This window comes from Nostoc sp. CENA543 (assembly GCF_002896875.1).
Classification (GTDB): domain Bacteria; phylum Cyanobacteriota; class Cyanobacteriia; order Cyanobacteriales; family Nostocaceae; genus Trichormus.
The window spans coordinates 4,488,322-4,503,491 of record NZ_CP023278.1; the positions used below are offsets into that span (position 1 = coordinate 4,488,322).

Genomic DNA, 15,170 nt, shown 5'->3' on the forward strand with positions numbered 1-15,170 from the left:
TTGACTCAAAAAAACCCGCCTTCTTAATGAAAGCGGGTTTTAAAATTAACGTGAGTTCGATAAGTCTTTTTTGACCTCTCCCCCGACCCCTCTCCGACACGGAGAGGGGAGTAAAGAGCTAAAATATCAACGAAAATGTGGGTTTTAAAGCCTCTCTCCTTGCAGGGGAGAGGTTTGGAGAGGGGTTTTTTTGTTCGTCTAACTCACGTTAAAATTAATAGAACTATTCCTGGTTGAACTTTTGTGTAGCAGTATAAAATTTATTAGCCTAGAGAAACTTTTAAACTGCTGGGTTGAGCAAGATTTCCCTGCAAAACTACACCGCGTTGATTAGCGTACAGGTGACGCAAAATCTTGTAAATAGCTTCAACTTGATCAGCTGCACCTAATTTATCTGCAATTTCTGCCAAAGAGAGGGCTGATTTTTCTGTTTGCAGTAAGTCTACTACCTTAGCTTGCAAGTCCAAAATAGCCGCAGCCGCTTTTTTACCAGCTTCTACCCCTGGCTGGTGGTAAGCGTTAATGTTAACCAAGCTAGCGTATAAACCTACAGCCCGTTCATACAAAGCGACTAATGCGCCGACAGTCCTAGCGTTAACTTGGGGAATGGTGACAGTGATTGAGTCACGCTGATTTTCATACAAAGCTTGGCGAGTTCCTTGTAAGAAGCCAGAGAGATAGTCACCGGAAGTTACACCAGGATCAATCTCTGGAGATGCGCCGTTGCGGTCTTCCAAAACTTCGATTAAGGTAGCAAAGAAATTGGGTACACCTTCACGCAATTGCTGTACATAGGCGTGTTGGTCGGTTGAACCCTTGTTACCATAAACGGCAATACCTTGATAAACAACATTGCCATCTAAGTCTTTTTCTTTACCCAAGGATTCCATCACTAGCTGTTGTAAGTAGCGGCTAAACAACAGCAAGCTGTCCTTGTAGGGTAAGACAACCATGTCTTTTTCACCCTTACCGTTACCCGCAAAATACCAAGACAACGCCAACAACGCCGCCGGGTTATTTTTCACATCACTGACGCGGGTAGCGTCGTCCATTTCTTTTGCACCTTCTAGCATGGTGCGGACATCAATCCCTTGCAAGGCGGCGGGAACTAACCCAACAGTAGACATTTCCGAAGTCCGTCCGCCTACCCAATCATACATAGGGAATCTAGCCAGCCAACCTTCAGCTTTTGCTAATTTATCCAGATTACTATCAGCACTAGTAATAGCTACTGCATATTGAGCAAAATCTAAATTTTGTCCAGCATAGGCTTTCTTGACTTCAATCATGCCGTTACGAGGTTCTGGTGTGCCTCCAGATTTGGAGATCACTAGTACCAAGGTGCTAGCAAGATGATTTCTCAGTTGAGTGAGAACCCGATCAATACCGGCGGGATCGGTGTTGTCGATAAAATGAATTTTTAGGGGCGGAAAGTCTGGGGCGAGGGCTTCAGCAACAAATTGAGGGCCAAGGGCAGAACCACCTATGCCAATAGAAATAATATCTGTGAAGCGGTTTGCTTTAGGTGGATGAATTGCACCAGTGTGAACTTTTTCGGCAAAGGCTTCCACTTGTTCTAAGGTTTGCACAATTTCTTGTGTCAGTTCTGGAGTGGGGGCTAAATCTGGGTTTCTTAGCCAGTAGTGTCCCACCATGCGGTTCTCATCAGGATTGGCGATCGCACCCTGCTCCAATTGAGCCATCTCCGCAAACGCTTTGTCAAACTTCGGCTGCAACGACTTCACGAAGGCATCATCAAAACGCATCCGACTTACATCTAGATACAGTCCTAATCCCTCGTGGAAATATAACCAATCTTGGTATCGTTGCCAAAGTGCCTTCGCATCCATAGGGAAATCTCTAGTAAAGTGTCCTTAAAATCAAGTGTAATGTAACGGTAGACCCATCCCTGCTTTGCCTTATACAGTTTTTAGTGTTGAGAAACTCATCGACCTAAACATCTGGCATAGGTATGACGCGCAGAAATTTAACAATCTCACCCCTGATTTCTATCCCAACCAAATAATTATCAATGGTAAACCTGTGAAAAATGCCCTCATCATCCAGCTGTCGTAACTCTGGAAGAGAATGCAAATTCCACTTGTCAGCAAACTCATAAAACACAAAATCGAATACTCGCTGATAGGCAGCTGATTCTAAACTTTTCAGGTCTACTAAAAAAGACCTCGCATAACGCATTTCGAGATTCACTGCGTTCACCTTAGTAGGGGCATAGGGCATAGGGGATGGGGCATGGGGCATGGGGCATAGAAGAGGAATTGGAGCAGGGTGCAGGGTGCAGGGGGGAGAAGAATTTCCCCATTTCCCCCTGCTCCCTGCCCCCCTGCCTCCTTTATCCCAGTCCCCAATCCCCAGTCCCCAGTCCCCAGTCCCCAATCCTAAACAAACATCAACATTCGGACGGCTTCATCATGGGTTAAGATATCCCACGGTTGCTGCGATCGCTTGACTTGTTGTATTGCTTTTAGCATATAAAAATCACAATGCAGCGCATGGATATCATGCCAAACGCTTTCCAGTTCCTCATCCCCTAACTGTTCAATTAAATGATGGATTCTAATTCTCAACAAGTTCATCTATTCTTCATATCAACCAAAATACAAACGTATTGTTCCCAAAAATCGGCAATGTTTAACGGGATGGGGATTGGGGATTGGGGATTGGGGACTGGGGATTGGGGACTGGGGATTGGGGACAAGGTAGACAAGGTAGAATTTTACCCAATGACTAATGACTAATAACTAATGACTAATGACTATTGACTATTGACTATTGACTAATAACTAATGATTGAATACCTGATTTTTCTTGCAATTTCTACAGCCACCTTTGCCCTGTTTAGTTTAGGACTCAATTTACAGTGGGGTTTTACAGGGTTAATTAATTTTGGTCATATCGCTTTTATGACTTTGGGTGCTTATACTACGGTGCTATTAAGTGTTAGGGGTGTACCTCTATTCATCGCAGCACTGATAGGGGCAGCTGTGGCGGCTTTATTGGGTTTAATTATCGGTTTGGCAACTCTGCGCCTGCGGGAAGATTATTTAGCTATTGTTACCATCGGGACTGGTGAACTTATCCGCTTGGTGGTGAATAACCAGGAGTTACCTGTGGGTGATACTTGGGTATCTGGGGCGTTTGGTGTACAAAGTTATCCGATTCCGTTTTCGACACAGCCAAATTTGGTGTTTCGTTTGGGGATGATTGGAGTCTTAACGCTGCTGTTGGCGATTACAATTTTTTCATTATGGCGGTGGATTCGCATTGCTCAAAAACCACAGGTTGTTGATTCAGGTTACAGAGTTGGTAACAAGCAAGAATTTATTTCGCGGTTGGTGGTGGGCAGTATCTTAGGTGTATTAGCACTGCTCATCTATATTTCTGGGGTGATCACGCTCTATAATTACTTGCCCAAGGCAGGTTTAATGCTGTTATCGCTGTTAGTGTTAGCACTGGTATTTTGGCGGTTGGAGTATTTAGTGCGATCGCCTTGGGGTAGAGTCTTGAAAGCTATCCGTGAAGATGAAGAAATACCCAAAGCAATGGGTAAAAATGTGTTTTGGTACAAGCTACAATCCTTGATGTTAGGTGGTGCGATCGCAGGTGTGGCTGGTGCTTTCTTTGCTTGGCAAATCAGTGCTATTTACCCTGATAACTTCCAGCCACAGCTAACTTTTGACTCCTGGATTATGGTAATTTTAGGCGGTTCTGGTAATAATGTCGGCACCATTTTAGGCGCAGTCATTTACTTTGCCTACGATGCCATTACCCGCGAAGTTTTACCAAAAATTATTCCTCTGGATGAAGCGCGTTTAGGTGCATTTCGGATCATGGTGATTGGTTTAATTTTAATGGTGCTGATGATTTGGCGACCTCAAGGTATCTTAGGGAAAAAGGAGGAACTCACCCTTGGTAAATAACCAATCATCCCCCCTTCCCCTATTAGCTGCTAGCGGACTTTGTAAAAGTTTCGGTGGGATCAAAGCTGTCAGTGAAGCCCAAATCGAAGTTGCTCAAGGTAGCATCACTGGTTTGATTGGCCCCAATGGTGCGGGGAAAACTACTTTATTTAACTTACTTTCTAACTTCATCCGTCCAGATAAGGGACGCGTGATTTTTGACGGTGAACCCATCCAAAACCTACAACCCCACCAAATCGCCCAACAGGGATTAGTCCGCACTTTTCAGGTAGCGCGGACACTCTCTCGGCTGTCAGTGCTAGAAAATATGCTGCTAGCAGCCCAAAAACAAACAGGGGAAAATTTTTGGCAGGTGCAGTTACAGCCCCACATAGTTGCGAAAGAAGAAAAGGAATTAAAAGCCAGAGCAATGACGGTGCTGGAATCTGTAGGATTAGCCCATAAAGCCTACGAATATGCTGGTGGCTTGTCTGGAGGACAGCGCAAACTGCTAGAAATGGGTAGAGCCTTAATGACGAACCCCAAGTTGATTTTGCTTGATGAACCAGCAGCCGGAGTTAATCCCAGACTAATTGATGATATATGTAATCGCATCCAAAATTGGAATCGTCAAGACGGCATGACCTTTCTAATTATTGAACACAACATGGACGTAATTATGTCCTTGTGCGATCGTGTCTGGGTACTAGCAGAAGGAAGGAATTTAGCCGATGGCACACCTACTCAAATTCAAAACAATTCCCAGGTTTTAGAAGCCTATCTAGGACAGTAGGGTACAAGGGACAGGTTCCAGAGAAGTTGAGGGGCAGAGGATGTGGGAATGTGGGGAGCAATTCTGCAATTTTGAATTTTGTAGCTTGCTTCTCCGTTAGCGTTAGCATCTCCGTTAGGAGAAGAAATATTGTGAGTTTTGAATTGATAGTCCCCAATCCCCTTTTTAACCTTCTGCAACTCGCCAATACACTCCATTTTGTCGCTGCATCAGTTGATTAACAATTAACTCGCGTCTCAAAGTGGCGTAGTCAGGATAATACTTTTTGATTGTCGCATTCACTTGACTTTCTGGATATTTTACCCCCACCTCAAACTTTTCCACTAACCACTGAAGAATTACTAACCGCTTTTTGCGTTGAGCAGGAATTTCTTTCAAGATTTGATCAGAGTTATCTTTTTCAAGAAAATTCCGTAAAATCCTGCTTGACCACGATTCACTGTTCTCATCTACTACCGTTTGCTTGGTGTCCATAATTTTAAACCAATTAGAAGATTATCTAATTAGAAGTATATCTAATTAGATTTCCCTTGTCCACATATTTTTGTGAACTCAAGCCTCTGTGACTCGCCAATAAACGCCGTTGTCACGCTGCATTAGGTGATAGCCAATTAATTCTCGTCTTAAGGTGGCATAGTCTGGATGATAGGTTTTGAGAATGTCATTCACATCATGTTCTGAATAGTTAACTCCCGACTCAAATTTGTTGGCTAACCATTTGAGAATTACTAAACGCTTTTTGCGACTAGCGGGAATTTCTTTGAGACGTTGTACCATTGCCGTACTAGTTTGTTCTATTTCCAAGTAGTTTTTTAAGACTTTGCTCTCCCAGGCTTCAGTATCAACATCCTCTATGACAGAGGCTAGTTGTTCAGTCGTAAAAATTTCCTTGCTGATACGTTGTAAAACTTCACTATCCAATTGATATATGCGACTGTTGCCTTCTGGGCGCATTGTCACCAAATTTAACTCTCTTAGCTTGGCCAAATGATGGGAAACTGTAGGCTCTTTGAGTTGCATTAATGCTGCCAATTCCTCAACACTGCACTCTTGATTAGCTAAGATTCCTAAAATCTTTAATCGGCTTTCGTCAGCCAACGCTTTGAAAAATTGTAGCAGGGTTTGAAATTGTTCTCTGTTCATAATTTGTTATACTTAATTCGACCCCAATCTAATTAGAGGTAGATCGAATTACTGATGCTGTAATCGTCTGATGCAGCACAAGCTCTGCTTTGGTTAATTTTGAATTAATGTTAATTTTGCGATTCGTTGTGAAAAAAGTTGAGTTTTCTTAAGTAGTTCTTCACATTTCGCCATGTTCCAATCATCATTCCGTCGAAGAAAGCAGAAACCAGGTATGCTCAAGCCAGGTACTTCGCTGGTGCAAGCAGCTAGACTTTTAGGTGTAGACCAAAGTACCCTGTACATGGCTCTGCAAAAAGGACAGATACCAACGCACAAAAGAAACGGGCGCACTGTAGTTAGCCAAGGTGCGCTGCTAGATTATAGAGCAAGAATCAGGCACCTTTCATAGTTATTCGTAATTGAGTCCAGCAGAAATCCTAATAGGGGCGCACAACTAGTTAGTTGTGCGCCCCTATATATTTAACAAGTCAGGAGAAAAGCTTACTGTATATGACGGTATCTTATAATTGGGGGAATTCAGTATTTTTTATGAATTAATCCCCAAAGATTATATGAAATTTTTCTGTTTAAGAACATTGATCACAACAGGTGCGATCGCCATTGGTGTAGTTAGCATCACACAGCAACCAGGTTGGACACAATACAACAGGGGTTTTTACTGTGATATGTCCACAGGCAAACCAATCACGATGTATCGCAATTCTAGCGGAGAGCGAGAACCGTGGATTCGCTGGACTTCTAATTTTTTTCAAAACAGTGGTTATGATAATTTCACCAGATGTAGAGAAGTTAGCAGGCGGTTAGAAATTTACCGCCAACAAAGAAGATTAAGATTCATTACTGTGGGTATGATGAATCGTCAGCGTGTGGTTTGCACCGCTAGTCAAATCAATGGTCGTTGTGAAAGACTTATTTTTACTCTGAAGCCAGGACAAGATGCAGTCGCAACGTTAGATAATCTCCTAGCTTGGCGCAAAGGTGAAACAGGAACACCTTCGCTGTATGAAAGTGCTTCAAGTCCTTATATTGATGTCAGTAGCCGTTTAGATAGTGACAGCGACACACCATCTGTGGTATCTCCCACTAATTCCCAGCATGAACCGCAATCACCTACTTCTAATCCAGATAGGGAATTATAGTTTTTCCGCAAGGGGTGTGGGGGTTGATGAAAGGCAAAAGGTAAAAGGCAAAAGGCAAAAGTAGCCAGAAAGCAATCTTTCGCCTTTTTACTTTGTTACTTTTTACTTAATTCTGTACCCTTAATTTAACTAAACTGCTCACCTACATCTAAGTTGAAGAGCATTTGTAGAGTTTGCATACATCGTCTTCTGGCTTCTACATCTTGCTGGGCGCGTAATTGCACCATCGGATCATGTAAAATTTTATTAACAATTCCTCGTGTTAAAGCTTCGATGACTTCTTGATGTTTATCGCCAAATTCCGAACCCAATCTTGATAAAGCTTTCTCTAATTCTTGTTCGCGAATGGTTTCGATTTTATTCCGCAGTGAACTGATTGTTGAAACGGTTTCGAGACTGCGCCACCAAACATCAAAAGCATCAACTTCTTCTTCTAAAAGTCGTTCAGCTTCCTGAGCCATTTTTCTCCGGCTTTCATAGTTTTGAGCGACAACTGCTTTTAAATCATCTACGTTAAACGCTTCTACGTGAGATAGTTCATTTACGTCTACATGGACGTTACGTGGTACAGAAATATCAAATAGCATTAGAGGTTGGTGAGGAGCTAAAACCATCTCTAACTTTGATTTGTCTAAAATGGGGTCAGTTGATGATGTACTAGTAAATACTATGTCACTTTCGGCAATTACTTGCATCATTTCTGAGAGCAAGTGTATGCGGATGGGCTGTTCTGAAAACTGTTGTGCTAATTCTTGAGCGCGATCGCGGGAACGATTGACAATACTAATTTGTGTAGCACCTTTAGAAATCAAGTGTTGCACTAGCAAGCGCGACATCTTCCCCGCACCGAGAATTGCCACACGACAAGCTGCTAAATTATCTACTTTGATTTGTGCGAGTTCTACAGCCGCCGAACTAATAGATACTGCACCCGTACCGATGCTAGTCTCTGTTCTCACGCGCTTACCGGCGGTAATTGCTTGTTTAAATAATCGATTCAAAATTGTTTTTATACCGTTATATTGCTGTCCCAGTTTGTGAGTATTTTTCACCTGAGCCAGAATTTGTCCTTCACCAAGGACTAAGCTATCTAAACCAGCTGCTACCCGCATAACGTGCATAACAGCATCTTCATGGAGCAGTACAAATAAATGTTGCCGCAAAGAATTTATAGGTAATTTGCTGTGTTCAGAAAGAAACTGCGTCACTTCTCGGACACCGTGTTCGGTTTCCGCCGCCACAATGTAGATTTCTAAGCGGTTACAAGTGCTGAGGATAGCAACTTCATCAATATGGGGATAGCTGATAAGATGAGCGATCGCGCTTTCTGTTTGTGGTTCTGGAATACTCAGCTTTTCCCGAATTTCGACTGGGGCTGTTTTATGGCTTAACCCCACCACTGCAATATTCATTTCTTATCGGTAGTTTAGTAATGGATTATTTTGGGGATTGGGGATTGGGGCATGGGGCATGGGGCATTGGGTACTAGGAATTGGGAATTGGGAATTGGGAATTGGGAATTGGGCATTGTATTTTCCCCCTGCTCCCCCTGCTCCTCATCTTCCTTGTCCCCCTTGTCTCCCTGCCCCCTTGCCCCCTGCCCCTTGCCTCTAACTCTTAGTGCAGTTGCACAATCTTGGGCTGTTCAAACATATGAATTGTATCGACAAAGCGAGCCGTCTTGGATTGGCTGGAAATAACCAGACTTTGAGTTCTTGCACCGCCGTGGAAGAAGCGCACACCTTGCATGAGGTTGCCGGAGGTAATACCGCAAGCTGCGAACAGTACGTTTTCTCCAGAGGCTAGTTCATGTGCATCATAGACCTTATCGGGGTCAGTGATGCCCATAGATTGCAAACGCTCGATGTTGGCTTCTTTGCTTTCGCCAATCAAACCTGTCTTCACGATTTCTGGATCGTAGATCAATTGACCTTGGAAGTGTCCGCCCAAAGCGCGCATTGCGGCTGCGGAGATGACACCTTCAGGCGCTGCACCAATACCCATTAAGGCATGAATATTAGTACCAGCAAAACCACAAGAGATGGCTGCACCCACGTCACCGTCGGCGATTAGCTGTACTCTCGCGCCTGCTGACCGAATTTCCTTGATCAAATCGTTGTGGCGATCGCGCTTCATGACTACTACTACCAGTTCGTCAATTGCCCGATCTAAACACTCAGCCAGAATCTTGAGGTTTTCTGTAGCTGACTTATTGATGTCTACTTTACCCTTAGCGGCTGGAGGTGCTGCTAATTTTTTCATGTAAAAGTCAGGTGCAGCAAACAAACCACCTTTTTCAGAAATTGCCAGTACAGCCATTGAGCCAGGTTGTCCGTAGGCTACCAAGTTTGTACCTTCGCAGGGGTCAACCGCAATATCAATTTCAATTAATTCATCTGGGTTACAGAAATCTTTAGCATCTGAACGAGCGCAGATACCGACTTCTTCGCCGATATACAGCATAGGAGCGTCATCACGTTCCCCTTCCCCAATTACAATGCGACCACGCATATAAATCTTGTTCATACGCTCCCGCATTGCTTCTACTGCTACTTGGTCAGCAGTATTTTTTTCGCCTTTACCCATCCACTTCGCAGATGCGATCGCGGCTTGTTCGACTACCTCAATAATTTCTAATCCAAGTGTATTTTCCACAGAGTCGCCCTCTCAACTGCTTGACTTTTGCGTCTTTTCATCTGGCCATTTCAGTTCTTAAGTCTACCAAAGGGCGGATACGTGTGTGAACCAATAAAAGAAATAGTATTAACTAAATAATTTACTGATGTGTTAAGTTTTACTGCTAAAATCAATAGTATCTAAGATTGTGTGTAAAATTCCCTGTCTATCTCAAGTTGAGAAATAAAATTTCTCGATGTCGAGCTGGCATCAACAAAAATAATCGTTGATGAGAAAGTAAAACTAGAGAAACTCTCAAAATTATTGAAAAATTGACTAATAATTTAAACTCAGTAAAACTAGAAATATTGACATTTCCAGACAAATGAGACTATTGAAATAAAACTTGCTTTGGTGTCCACTTTATAATTTGTAAAAAAGCATCACATTAAAACTATGTTGGACTTTCTCAATCCCCTACTTGGTCGTCATCCCGAACGAATCAAAGCAGATGTTGAGATATATACTTGGCAAACTTGTCCTTACTGCATTAGAGCCAAGCTATTACTTTGGTGGAAAGGCGTAAATTTTACTGAGTACAAAATCGACGGAGACGAGACCGCAAGAGCAAAAATGGCAGAACGCGCCAACAGTCGCCGCACAGTACCACAAATTTTCATCAATAACCAACACATCGGCGGTTGTGATGACCTTTATGAGTTAGACACCAAAGGTCAACTTGATCCCCTGTTAGAACAGTTAGTAGTCAATAGTCAATAGTCAATAGTCAATAGTTATCAGCAATCATCCCTTGTTTTCCAATTCCCAGTCCCCAGTCCCCAGTCCCCAGTCCCCAGTCCCCAATCCCCAATCCCCAGAATATTTAACATACCGCCACTGGATGAACCGAGCCTTAGAGTTAGCACAAAATGCAGGTGATGCGGGGGAAGTTCCTGTGGGGGCTGTAATTACTGATGCTGATGGTAATTTGATTGCTGAAGGCGAAAATAGAAAAGAACGGGATCAAGACCCTACAGCCCATGCAGAAATTATGGCTTTGCGTGCGGCTAGGGAAAGTCTAGAAAGCTGGCGATTTCATGGCTGTACTTTGTATGTCACCTTAGAACCTTGTCCAATGTGTGCAGGTGCGATCATACAAGCGCGTTTGGCTAAACTTGTCTATGGAGTGGACGATACTAAAACCGGCGCAATTCGGACTGTGATCAACATCCCTGACAGTGCGGCTTCTAATCACCGTCTGCAAGTTATCGGAGGTATCTTAGAATCAGCCTGTCGTCAACAATTACAAAATTGGTTTGCTACTAAGCGAAATCAAAAACAGTCGCAGACAGAGACAAAACTGTCCAGCTGTGATCACACAAATTGAGGAAGAAAATTTACGGTGTAACTACATTACTTAATTTTTTGCCGTATCTTACCAGTTAATTTGCAGCTACCCACATGATGGAAATTTACTCTGCTTCTGATAACTGTCCTTTACAAGCCCAAAAAACCACTCAAAAACCCCAAATAACCGTCTATGAAGGTAATATATCACCTTTATTGACTTCTACAGCTTACTTTCTAGGATATCATTTCCTCTTACCATTCTTTTTTGGACAAATCCAAATCCTCGGACAAGAACATATTCCCACAACTGGCCCTGTAATTTTAGCCCCTACTCACCGCGCTCGTTGGGATGCCTTACTACTAGCGTATGCTGCCGGTCGTTACGTTACCGGTAGAGACTTACAATTCATGGTGACAGTTGATGAATGTCAAGGGTTACAAGGTTGGTTTGTGCGTCGTATGGGCGGATTCCCTGTAGATACAAAGCGTCCTGCTATTGCAACTCTCCGTCATGCTGTGGAAGTGCTACAACAAGGAAAAATGTTAGTTATTTACCCTGAAGGTAATATATTTCGGGATGGTAAAGTTCACACCCTAAAGCCAGGAATTTCCCGTTTGGCTCTAAGTGCAGAATCATATCAACCAGGATTAGGGGTCAAAATCCTCCCTGTGGGAATTAACTACAGTGAGCCTTATCCTAGTTGGGGCGCAGATGTCACGATCAACATTGGCCCAGCGATTAATGTCAATGATTATACTATTGGCAAAGCCAAACAAAACGCCAAGCAACTTACAGAGGATTTAACTAGGTCACTCCAAAATTTAAGCAGTCCAGAACTAACTGTTAGTCATCATGCTTTTGCAGAGATTCCCAATTCTTGAAAAAAGACTCCTGATCAGCTTCCTATATCTTCATGATCACAGATGTAAAGATGCGATCGCAGTATTTGACTTTGATGACCAAATATAATTCTATAGACTCAATTTATAAATCACTACCAATCAACATAGAAAATATACGGTTATTTAGTAATAAATGAAAACTATTAAACAACCGTAATATTTAACTACTATAGTAAATCTATTACCACACCCGATTAATTTTCATAGCTCGCTGTTGTTCAGATACCCGACTTTTTGAAACAGTCGGGTATCTATAGGGTATCTATATTTGTTTAGCAAACCCTACATAAACTCTAAAAACTTAAGGATACAAACCTCTGTCATGCAAGGCTTGAGCTACTCTACCTACTCCTAGAGTATAGGCTGCTAGTCTGAGGGGAACTTGTCGAGACTTGGACTTTTGGACTACTTGTTGATACGCTTGCACCATTAAGTGTTCCATTTCGCGGTTGACGCGCACTTCATCCCAAAATAGGTAAGAAAGACCTTGCACCCATTCTAGGTAACTAACTACTACACCCCCAGCATTGGCTAGTATATCTGGTAATACAGTCACACCCCGTCCTTCTAGAATGCGGTTAGCTTCTAAAGTTACTGGGCCGTTGGCTGCTTCTGCGATGATTTGCGCCCTGACTTCGTGAGCATTTTCTTCTGTGATTTGGTTTTCTAAAGCGGCAGGAATTAACACGTCACAACGTAAGGTGAGTAATTCTGCATTGCTAATTGCTGAAGCTTGAGGGAAACCTACGACACTCCGACGATTTTCCGCCGCATAAGCTTTGAGTGCGGGAATATCCAAACCGTGAGATGAATACACACCACCTGTAGCAGTGGAAACAGCAATAATTTTCGCGCCTGCTTGATGGAGTAATTCGGCTGCTGCGCCTCCTACATTCCCGAAACCTTGAATAACTACGCGTATTCCCTCTAAGGATTTACCCATATCGGCTAAAGCTTCTCGGACGATAATCATCACACCCCGTCCGGTCGCCATTTCCCGTCCCAATGAACCACCGATAGATAATGGCTTACCTGTGACAACTCCGGGTACAGCATGACCCACATTAACAGAATAAGTATCCATCATCCAAGCCATTTCACGGGCGGAAGTTCCCATATCTGGCGCGGGGATATCTACGGAAGGGCCAATATCTTTAATTAATTCGCTGGTATAACGGCGAGTGATGCGTTCTAGTTCAGCGACACTGTAATTTTCTGGGTCGATCGCAATACCACCTTTTGCGCCACCATAAGGTATACCCAACAGCGCGCATTTCCAGGTCATCAACATAGCTAGAGCTGAAACTTCCCGCAGTGTCACAGCCGGATGGTAGCGAGTTCCGCCTTTGTAGGGGCCTAAAACATCAGAATGTTGGACTCGATGTCCTGCTAGGACTCGGATATCGCCATTGTCTAGTTTCACAGGGATAGAAACTGTTACTACCTTGCGGGGGTGACTGAGAATTTCTAAGACACCTTGATCTAACCTTAATTCTTTCCCGGCTGCGTCTAAATAACTACAAGCTTGGTCAAATGGACAAATATGCGCGGGGGTAGCAGCTTCTAACGGGTTGATAGGGGTTGAAACCATAAGATTTTCTCCTAGTCGCGGTTTTTGGCGAACCGGATACATATATGCCTAGCGTATCTCGCGTTTTAGAGAAATATGGGAATTTTGTAGTTTTTGTTACATTTTTATATTGTGTTTAAAAAAATACAGGTTCTAGCCAAACGTGGGTTTTGACTAGAACCTATAGATATAAACACTTAGGGGATCAATTTTATGTAAAAATTTGTGAGGTAAAGTTACCGTGTAAACCGTAGGGGATATGATGTTTGAGATGTAGTTTAGCGAGCGCACCTTTTTTTAAATCACGAGCATCCAAAATCACCACATCTGAGCGATGGTAAGCAGCATCATAAACCAAAGCTAGCAACCAGCCATCATCCTCTGTTTGCGCGTCTGGACGTGGTACAAAAATCGGCTCACCAACGAACCCACGGGGAGCCGCACTCCAAAGTTGTCTTTCCCCAGATTTTAAATCAATCTTGAGTATTGCTTGTAATGGTGCGTTGAGATTAGCCGCATGACTCGCTCCTAAGTAAACATATCTGTGTTCACGTCCTACATAATCAGGATGTATGCTGGGAAACTCACAACAGCGACTCTCAATTAAATGACGCTGGACTTTTCCATCTTGGAGATTGACATGAAATCGCCAGATTTGACCAGGAGAAAGAGCAGCGAAATCAACTTGGCGAAAATCGCTGTTTGGTTTTACTTCTGCTAAGGTATCGTAACAAATTGAGTCAATAAAAATTTCATCTCCCCTAGAGAAAGCATTAACATGGTGGAAGACAAAACCTGATTGTGTTTCTAAAATTTTTAACTCGGAATTTTCTTGTCTGGGAAAACGAGGAATAACTATAATTTTAGTCTTCTGCTCAGGCTGAAACTTAATACATTCTCCAGCCGCACGTAAACCCAAAACAAAAGGTAGGGGATTAAAAACAACAGGGTTTTGAAAGAAAATATAGTGATGCGGAGTAATGACAAAATCATGAATAAAACAAAATCCAGAAACTTGATGAGTGTGTTCTCTGATAACTTTAGCTGCTGGATTTAATTCAAAAATTTTGATTGTCGTTGATGGGCCTGGTCTAATAGCAAAATTAACTAAACAGGGTGCGCCATCATCTTGCATACAACTAGGGTCAAATCGGGGATGTGCGCCGAAAGTATTACCCTTAGATAAAACTCCATCAAAGTATTCTTTACCCAAAGTTTCCAATGTATACGGGTCAAGAATATATGGCTCAGAAGCTTCCCACAAAGCTAACAGTTTATTACCCCAATAAATGACATTAGTGTTAGCAATTTCTTTGTTTTTCAAATCGCAGATATTAGCTAACCAACCTCCTGATTTTTGCGTACCGAATACACCACGATAGAGTATTTTACCTGCTTTTTGTTCTGCTAAATATCCTTCAGTTCTGACAAAGCGATTGCGGAAATGAGCGCGACCATTAGTAAAGGTGATGCGGCTAATCATGCCATCACCATCAAAAGGATGATGGATTTTTTGCCCATTAATATCCAGTAATCCTGGCCCGTTTCTAAATAATGTTCCTTGTAATTGCGGTGGTATTTCTCCTTCTATATCATCAATCCAGTAGTCGAACTCTTCTTTAAGGGACTCATAACCACCTTGCCAATCTTCCAAGGTATAGGATTTGCTTAAAACTTCTGACTGTGGGTTTTGAAAAACTTGCATATTTTGATAGTTATTAATTGTTGTTGGA

16 protein-coding genes are annotated in these 15,170 nt (G+C 42.7%); 7 read left to right on the forward strand and 9 right to left on the reverse strand.

Features of this window, described 5'->3' with window-relative positions:
* Window positions 1–263: 263 nt before the first annotated feature.
* The 3 genes from CLI64_RS18525 to CLI64_RS18540 all read right to left on the reverse strand — a co-directional run bounded on the left by CLI64_RS18525 (window position 264) and on the right by CLI64_RS18540 (window position 2,597).
* Window positions 264–1,850: a glucose-6-phosphate isomerase gene (locus CLI64_RS18525; RefSeq protein WP_103138587.1), complete on the reverse strand. Its 1,587-nt coding sequence runs from the start codon at window positions 1,848–1,850 to the stop codon at window positions 264–266.
* A 103-nt stretch (window positions 1,851–1,953) separates the two neighbouring features.
* Window positions 1,954–2,211, reverse strand: coding sequence for a cytotoxic translational repressor of toxin-antitoxin stability system (locus CLI64_RS18530; protein WP_103140789.1), 258 nt, complete (start codon window positions 2,209–2,211; stop codon window positions 1,954–1,956).
* Between the two features lie 188 nt (window positions 2,212–2,399).
* A complete protein-coding gene (locus tag CLI64_RS18540) occupies window positions 2,400–2,597 on the reverse strand; it encodes a hypothetical protein (protein WP_103138589.1) in 198 nt (65 codons plus the stop codon).
* Window positions 2,598–2,807: 210 nt separating this feature from the next.
* Between CLI64_RS18540 and CLI64_RS18545 the strand changes: the two genes are divergently transcribed.
* Both CLI64_RS18545 and CLI64_RS18550 read left to right on the forward strand, forming a co-directional pair.
* Entirely contained in the window at window positions 2,808–3,941 is a 1,134-nt protein-coding gene (locus CLI64_RS18545) for a branched-chain amino acid ABC transporter permease (protein ID WP_103138590.1), read from the forward strand.
* Window positions 3,931–4,713, forward strand: a complete 783-nt coding sequence (locus CLI64_RS18550; RefSeq protein WP_103138591.1) for an ABC transporter ATP-binding protein — start codon at window positions 3,931–3,933, stop codon at window positions 4,711–4,713. The genes CLI64_RS18545 and CLI64_RS18550 overlap by 11 nt, the downstream gene beginning before the upstream one ends.
* 165 nt (window positions 4,714–4,878) lie before the next feature.
* On the opposite strand, the gene CLI64_RS18555 is transcribed toward CLI64_RS18550, so the two are convergent.
* Window positions 4,879–5,187: a DUF2087 domain-containing protein gene (locus CLI64_RS18555; protein ID WP_103138592.1), complete on the reverse strand. Its 309-nt coding sequence runs from the start codon at window positions 5,185–5,187 to the stop codon at window positions 4,879–4,881.
* A 78-nt stretch (window positions 5,188–5,265) separates the two neighbouring features.
* Window positions 5,266–5,856, reverse strand: coding sequence for a metalloregulator ArsR/SmtB family transcription factor (locus CLI64_RS18560; RefSeq protein WP_103138593.1), 591 nt, complete (start codon window positions 5,854–5,856; stop codon window positions 5,266–5,268).
* A gap of 172 nt (window positions 5,857–6,028) precedes the next feature.
* On the opposite strand from CLI64_RS18560, the gene CLI64_RS18565 reads away from it, so the two are divergent.
* Both CLI64_RS18565 and CLI64_RS18570 read left to right on the forward strand, forming a co-directional pair.
* Entirely contained in the window at window positions 6,029–6,247 is a 219-nt protein-coding gene (locus tag CLI64_RS18565; RefSeq protein ID WP_103138594.1) for a helix-turn-helix domain-containing protein, read from the forward strand.
* Between the two features lie 163 nt (window positions 6,248–6,410).
* On the forward strand, window positions 6,411–6,998 hold the full coding sequence (locus tag CLI64_RS18570) for a COP23 domain-containing protein (RefSeq protein ID WP_103140790.1): 588 nt from the start codon (window positions 6,411–6,413) through the stop codon (window positions 6,996–6,998).
* 125 nt (window positions 6,999–7,123) lie between these two features.
* On the opposite strand, the gene CLI64_RS18575 is transcribed toward CLI64_RS18570, so the two are convergent.
* Together CLI64_RS18575 and glpX are read right to left on the reverse strand one after the other, a co-directional pair.
* A complete protein-coding gene (locus CLI64_RS18575; RefSeq protein ID WP_103138595.1) occupies window positions 7,124–8,410 on the reverse strand; it encodes a glutamyl-tRNA reductase in 1,287 nt (428 codons plus the stop codon).
* Between the two features lie 205 nt (window positions 8,411–8,615).
* A complete protein-coding gene (gene glpX / locus CLI64_RS18580; protein ID WP_103138596.1) occupies window positions 8,616–9,653 on the reverse strand; it encodes a class II fructose-bisphosphatase in 1,038 nt (345 codons plus the stop codon).
* Window positions 9,654–10,070: 417 nt separating this feature from the next.
* Here glpX and grxC point away from each other — a divergent pair, with 417 nt between their 5' ends.
* From grxC to CLI64_RS18595, 3 genes are all read left to right on the forward strand, one after another.
* Window positions 10,071–10,394 carry a glutaredoxin 3 gene (grxC, locus tag CLI64_RS18585; RefSeq protein ID WP_103138597.1) on the forward strand — a complete coding sequence of 108 codons (324 nt, stop codon included), beginning with the start codon at window positions 10,071–10,073 and terminating at the stop codon, window positions 10,392–10,394.
* Between the two features lie 121 nt (window positions 10,395–10,515).
* Window positions 10,516–11,001 (forward strand): tRNA adenosine(34) deaminase TadA, encoded by a 486-nt coding sequence (gene tadA, locus CLI64_RS18590; protein ID WP_103138598.1) that lies wholly within the window; start codon window positions 10,516–10,518, stop codon window positions 10,999–11,001.
* A 74-nt stretch (window positions 11,002–11,075) separates the two neighbouring features.
* A complete protein-coding gene (locus CLI64_RS18595) occupies window positions 11,076–11,846 on the forward strand; it encodes a 1-acyl-sn-glycerol-3-phosphate acyltransferase (RefSeq protein WP_103138599.1) in 771 nt (256 codons plus the stop codon).
* A 322-nt stretch (window positions 11,847–12,168) separates the two neighbouring features.
* On the opposite strand, the gene CLI64_RS18600 is transcribed toward CLI64_RS18595, so the two are convergent.
* Together CLI64_RS18600 and CLI64_RS18605 are read right to left on the reverse strand one after the other, a co-directional pair.
* Window positions 12,169–13,458: a Glu/Leu/Phe/Val dehydrogenase gene (locus tag CLI64_RS18600; RefSeq protein WP_103138600.1), complete on the reverse strand. Its 1,290-nt coding sequence runs from the start codon at window positions 13,456–13,458 to the stop codon at window positions 12,169–12,171.
* 190 nt (window positions 13,459–13,648) lie between these two features.
* Window positions 13,649–15,142 (reverse strand): carotenoid oxygenase family protein, encoded by a 1,494-nt coding sequence (locus CLI64_RS18605; RefSeq protein WP_103138601.1) that lies wholly within the window; start codon window positions 15,140–15,142, stop codon window positions 13,649–13,651.
* Window positions 15,143–15,170: the final 28 nt, after the last annotated feature.

Bases quoted from the DNA above. Each gene is read 5' to 3' on its own strand.
- tadA (WP_103138598.1), top strand. From the start codon at position 10,516: ATGAACCGAGCCTTAGAGTTAGCACAAAATGCAGGTGATGCGGGGGAA.
- grxC (WP_103138597.1), top strand. From the start codon at position 10,071: ATGTTGGACTTTCTCAATCCCCTACTTGGTCGTCATCCCGAACGAATC.
- CLI64_RS18565 (WP_103138594.1), top strand. From the start codon at position 6,029: ATGTTCCAATCATCATTCCGTCGAAGAAAGCAGAAACCAGGTATGCTC.
- CLI64_RS18560 (WP_103138593.1), bottom strand. From the start codon at position 5,856: ATGAACAGAGAACAATTTCAAACCCTGCTACAATTTTTCAAAGCGTTG.
- CLI64_RS18540 (WP_103138589.1), bottom strand. From the start codon at position 2,597: ATGAACTTGTTGAGAATTAGAATCCATCATTTAATTGAACAGTTAGGG.
- CLI64_RS18555 (WP_103138592.1), bottom strand. From the start codon at position 5,187: ATGGACACCAAGCAAACGGTAGTAGATGAGAACAGTGAATCGTGGTCA.
- CLI64_RS18570 (WP_103140790.1), top strand. From the start codon at position 6,411: ATGAAATTTTTCTGTTTAAGAACATTGATCACAACAGGTGCGATCGCC.
- CLI64_RS18575 (WP_103138595.1), bottom strand. From the start codon at position 8,410: ATGAATATTGCAGTGGTGGGGTTAAGCCATAAAACAGCCCCAGTCGAA.
- CLI64_RS18605 (WP_103138601.1), bottom strand. From the start codon at position 15,142: ATGCAAGTTTTTCAAAACCCACAGTCAGAAGTTTTAAGCAAATCCTAT.
- CLI64_RS18595 (WP_103138599.1), top strand. From the start codon at position 11,076: ATGATGGAAATTTACTCTGCTTCTGATAACTGTCCTTTACAAGCCCAA.
- CLI64_RS18600 (WP_103138600.1), bottom strand. From the start codon at position 13,458: ATGGTTTCAACCCCTATCAACCCGTTAGAAGCTGCTACCCCCGCGCAT.
- CLI64_RS18525 (WP_103138587.1), bottom strand. From the start codon at position 1,850: ATGGATGCGAAGGCACTTTGGCAACGATACCAAGATTGGTTATATTTC.
- CLI64_RS18545 (WP_103138590.1), top strand. From the start codon at position 2,808: ATGATTGAATACCTGATTTTTCTTGCAATTTCTACAGCCACCTTTGCC.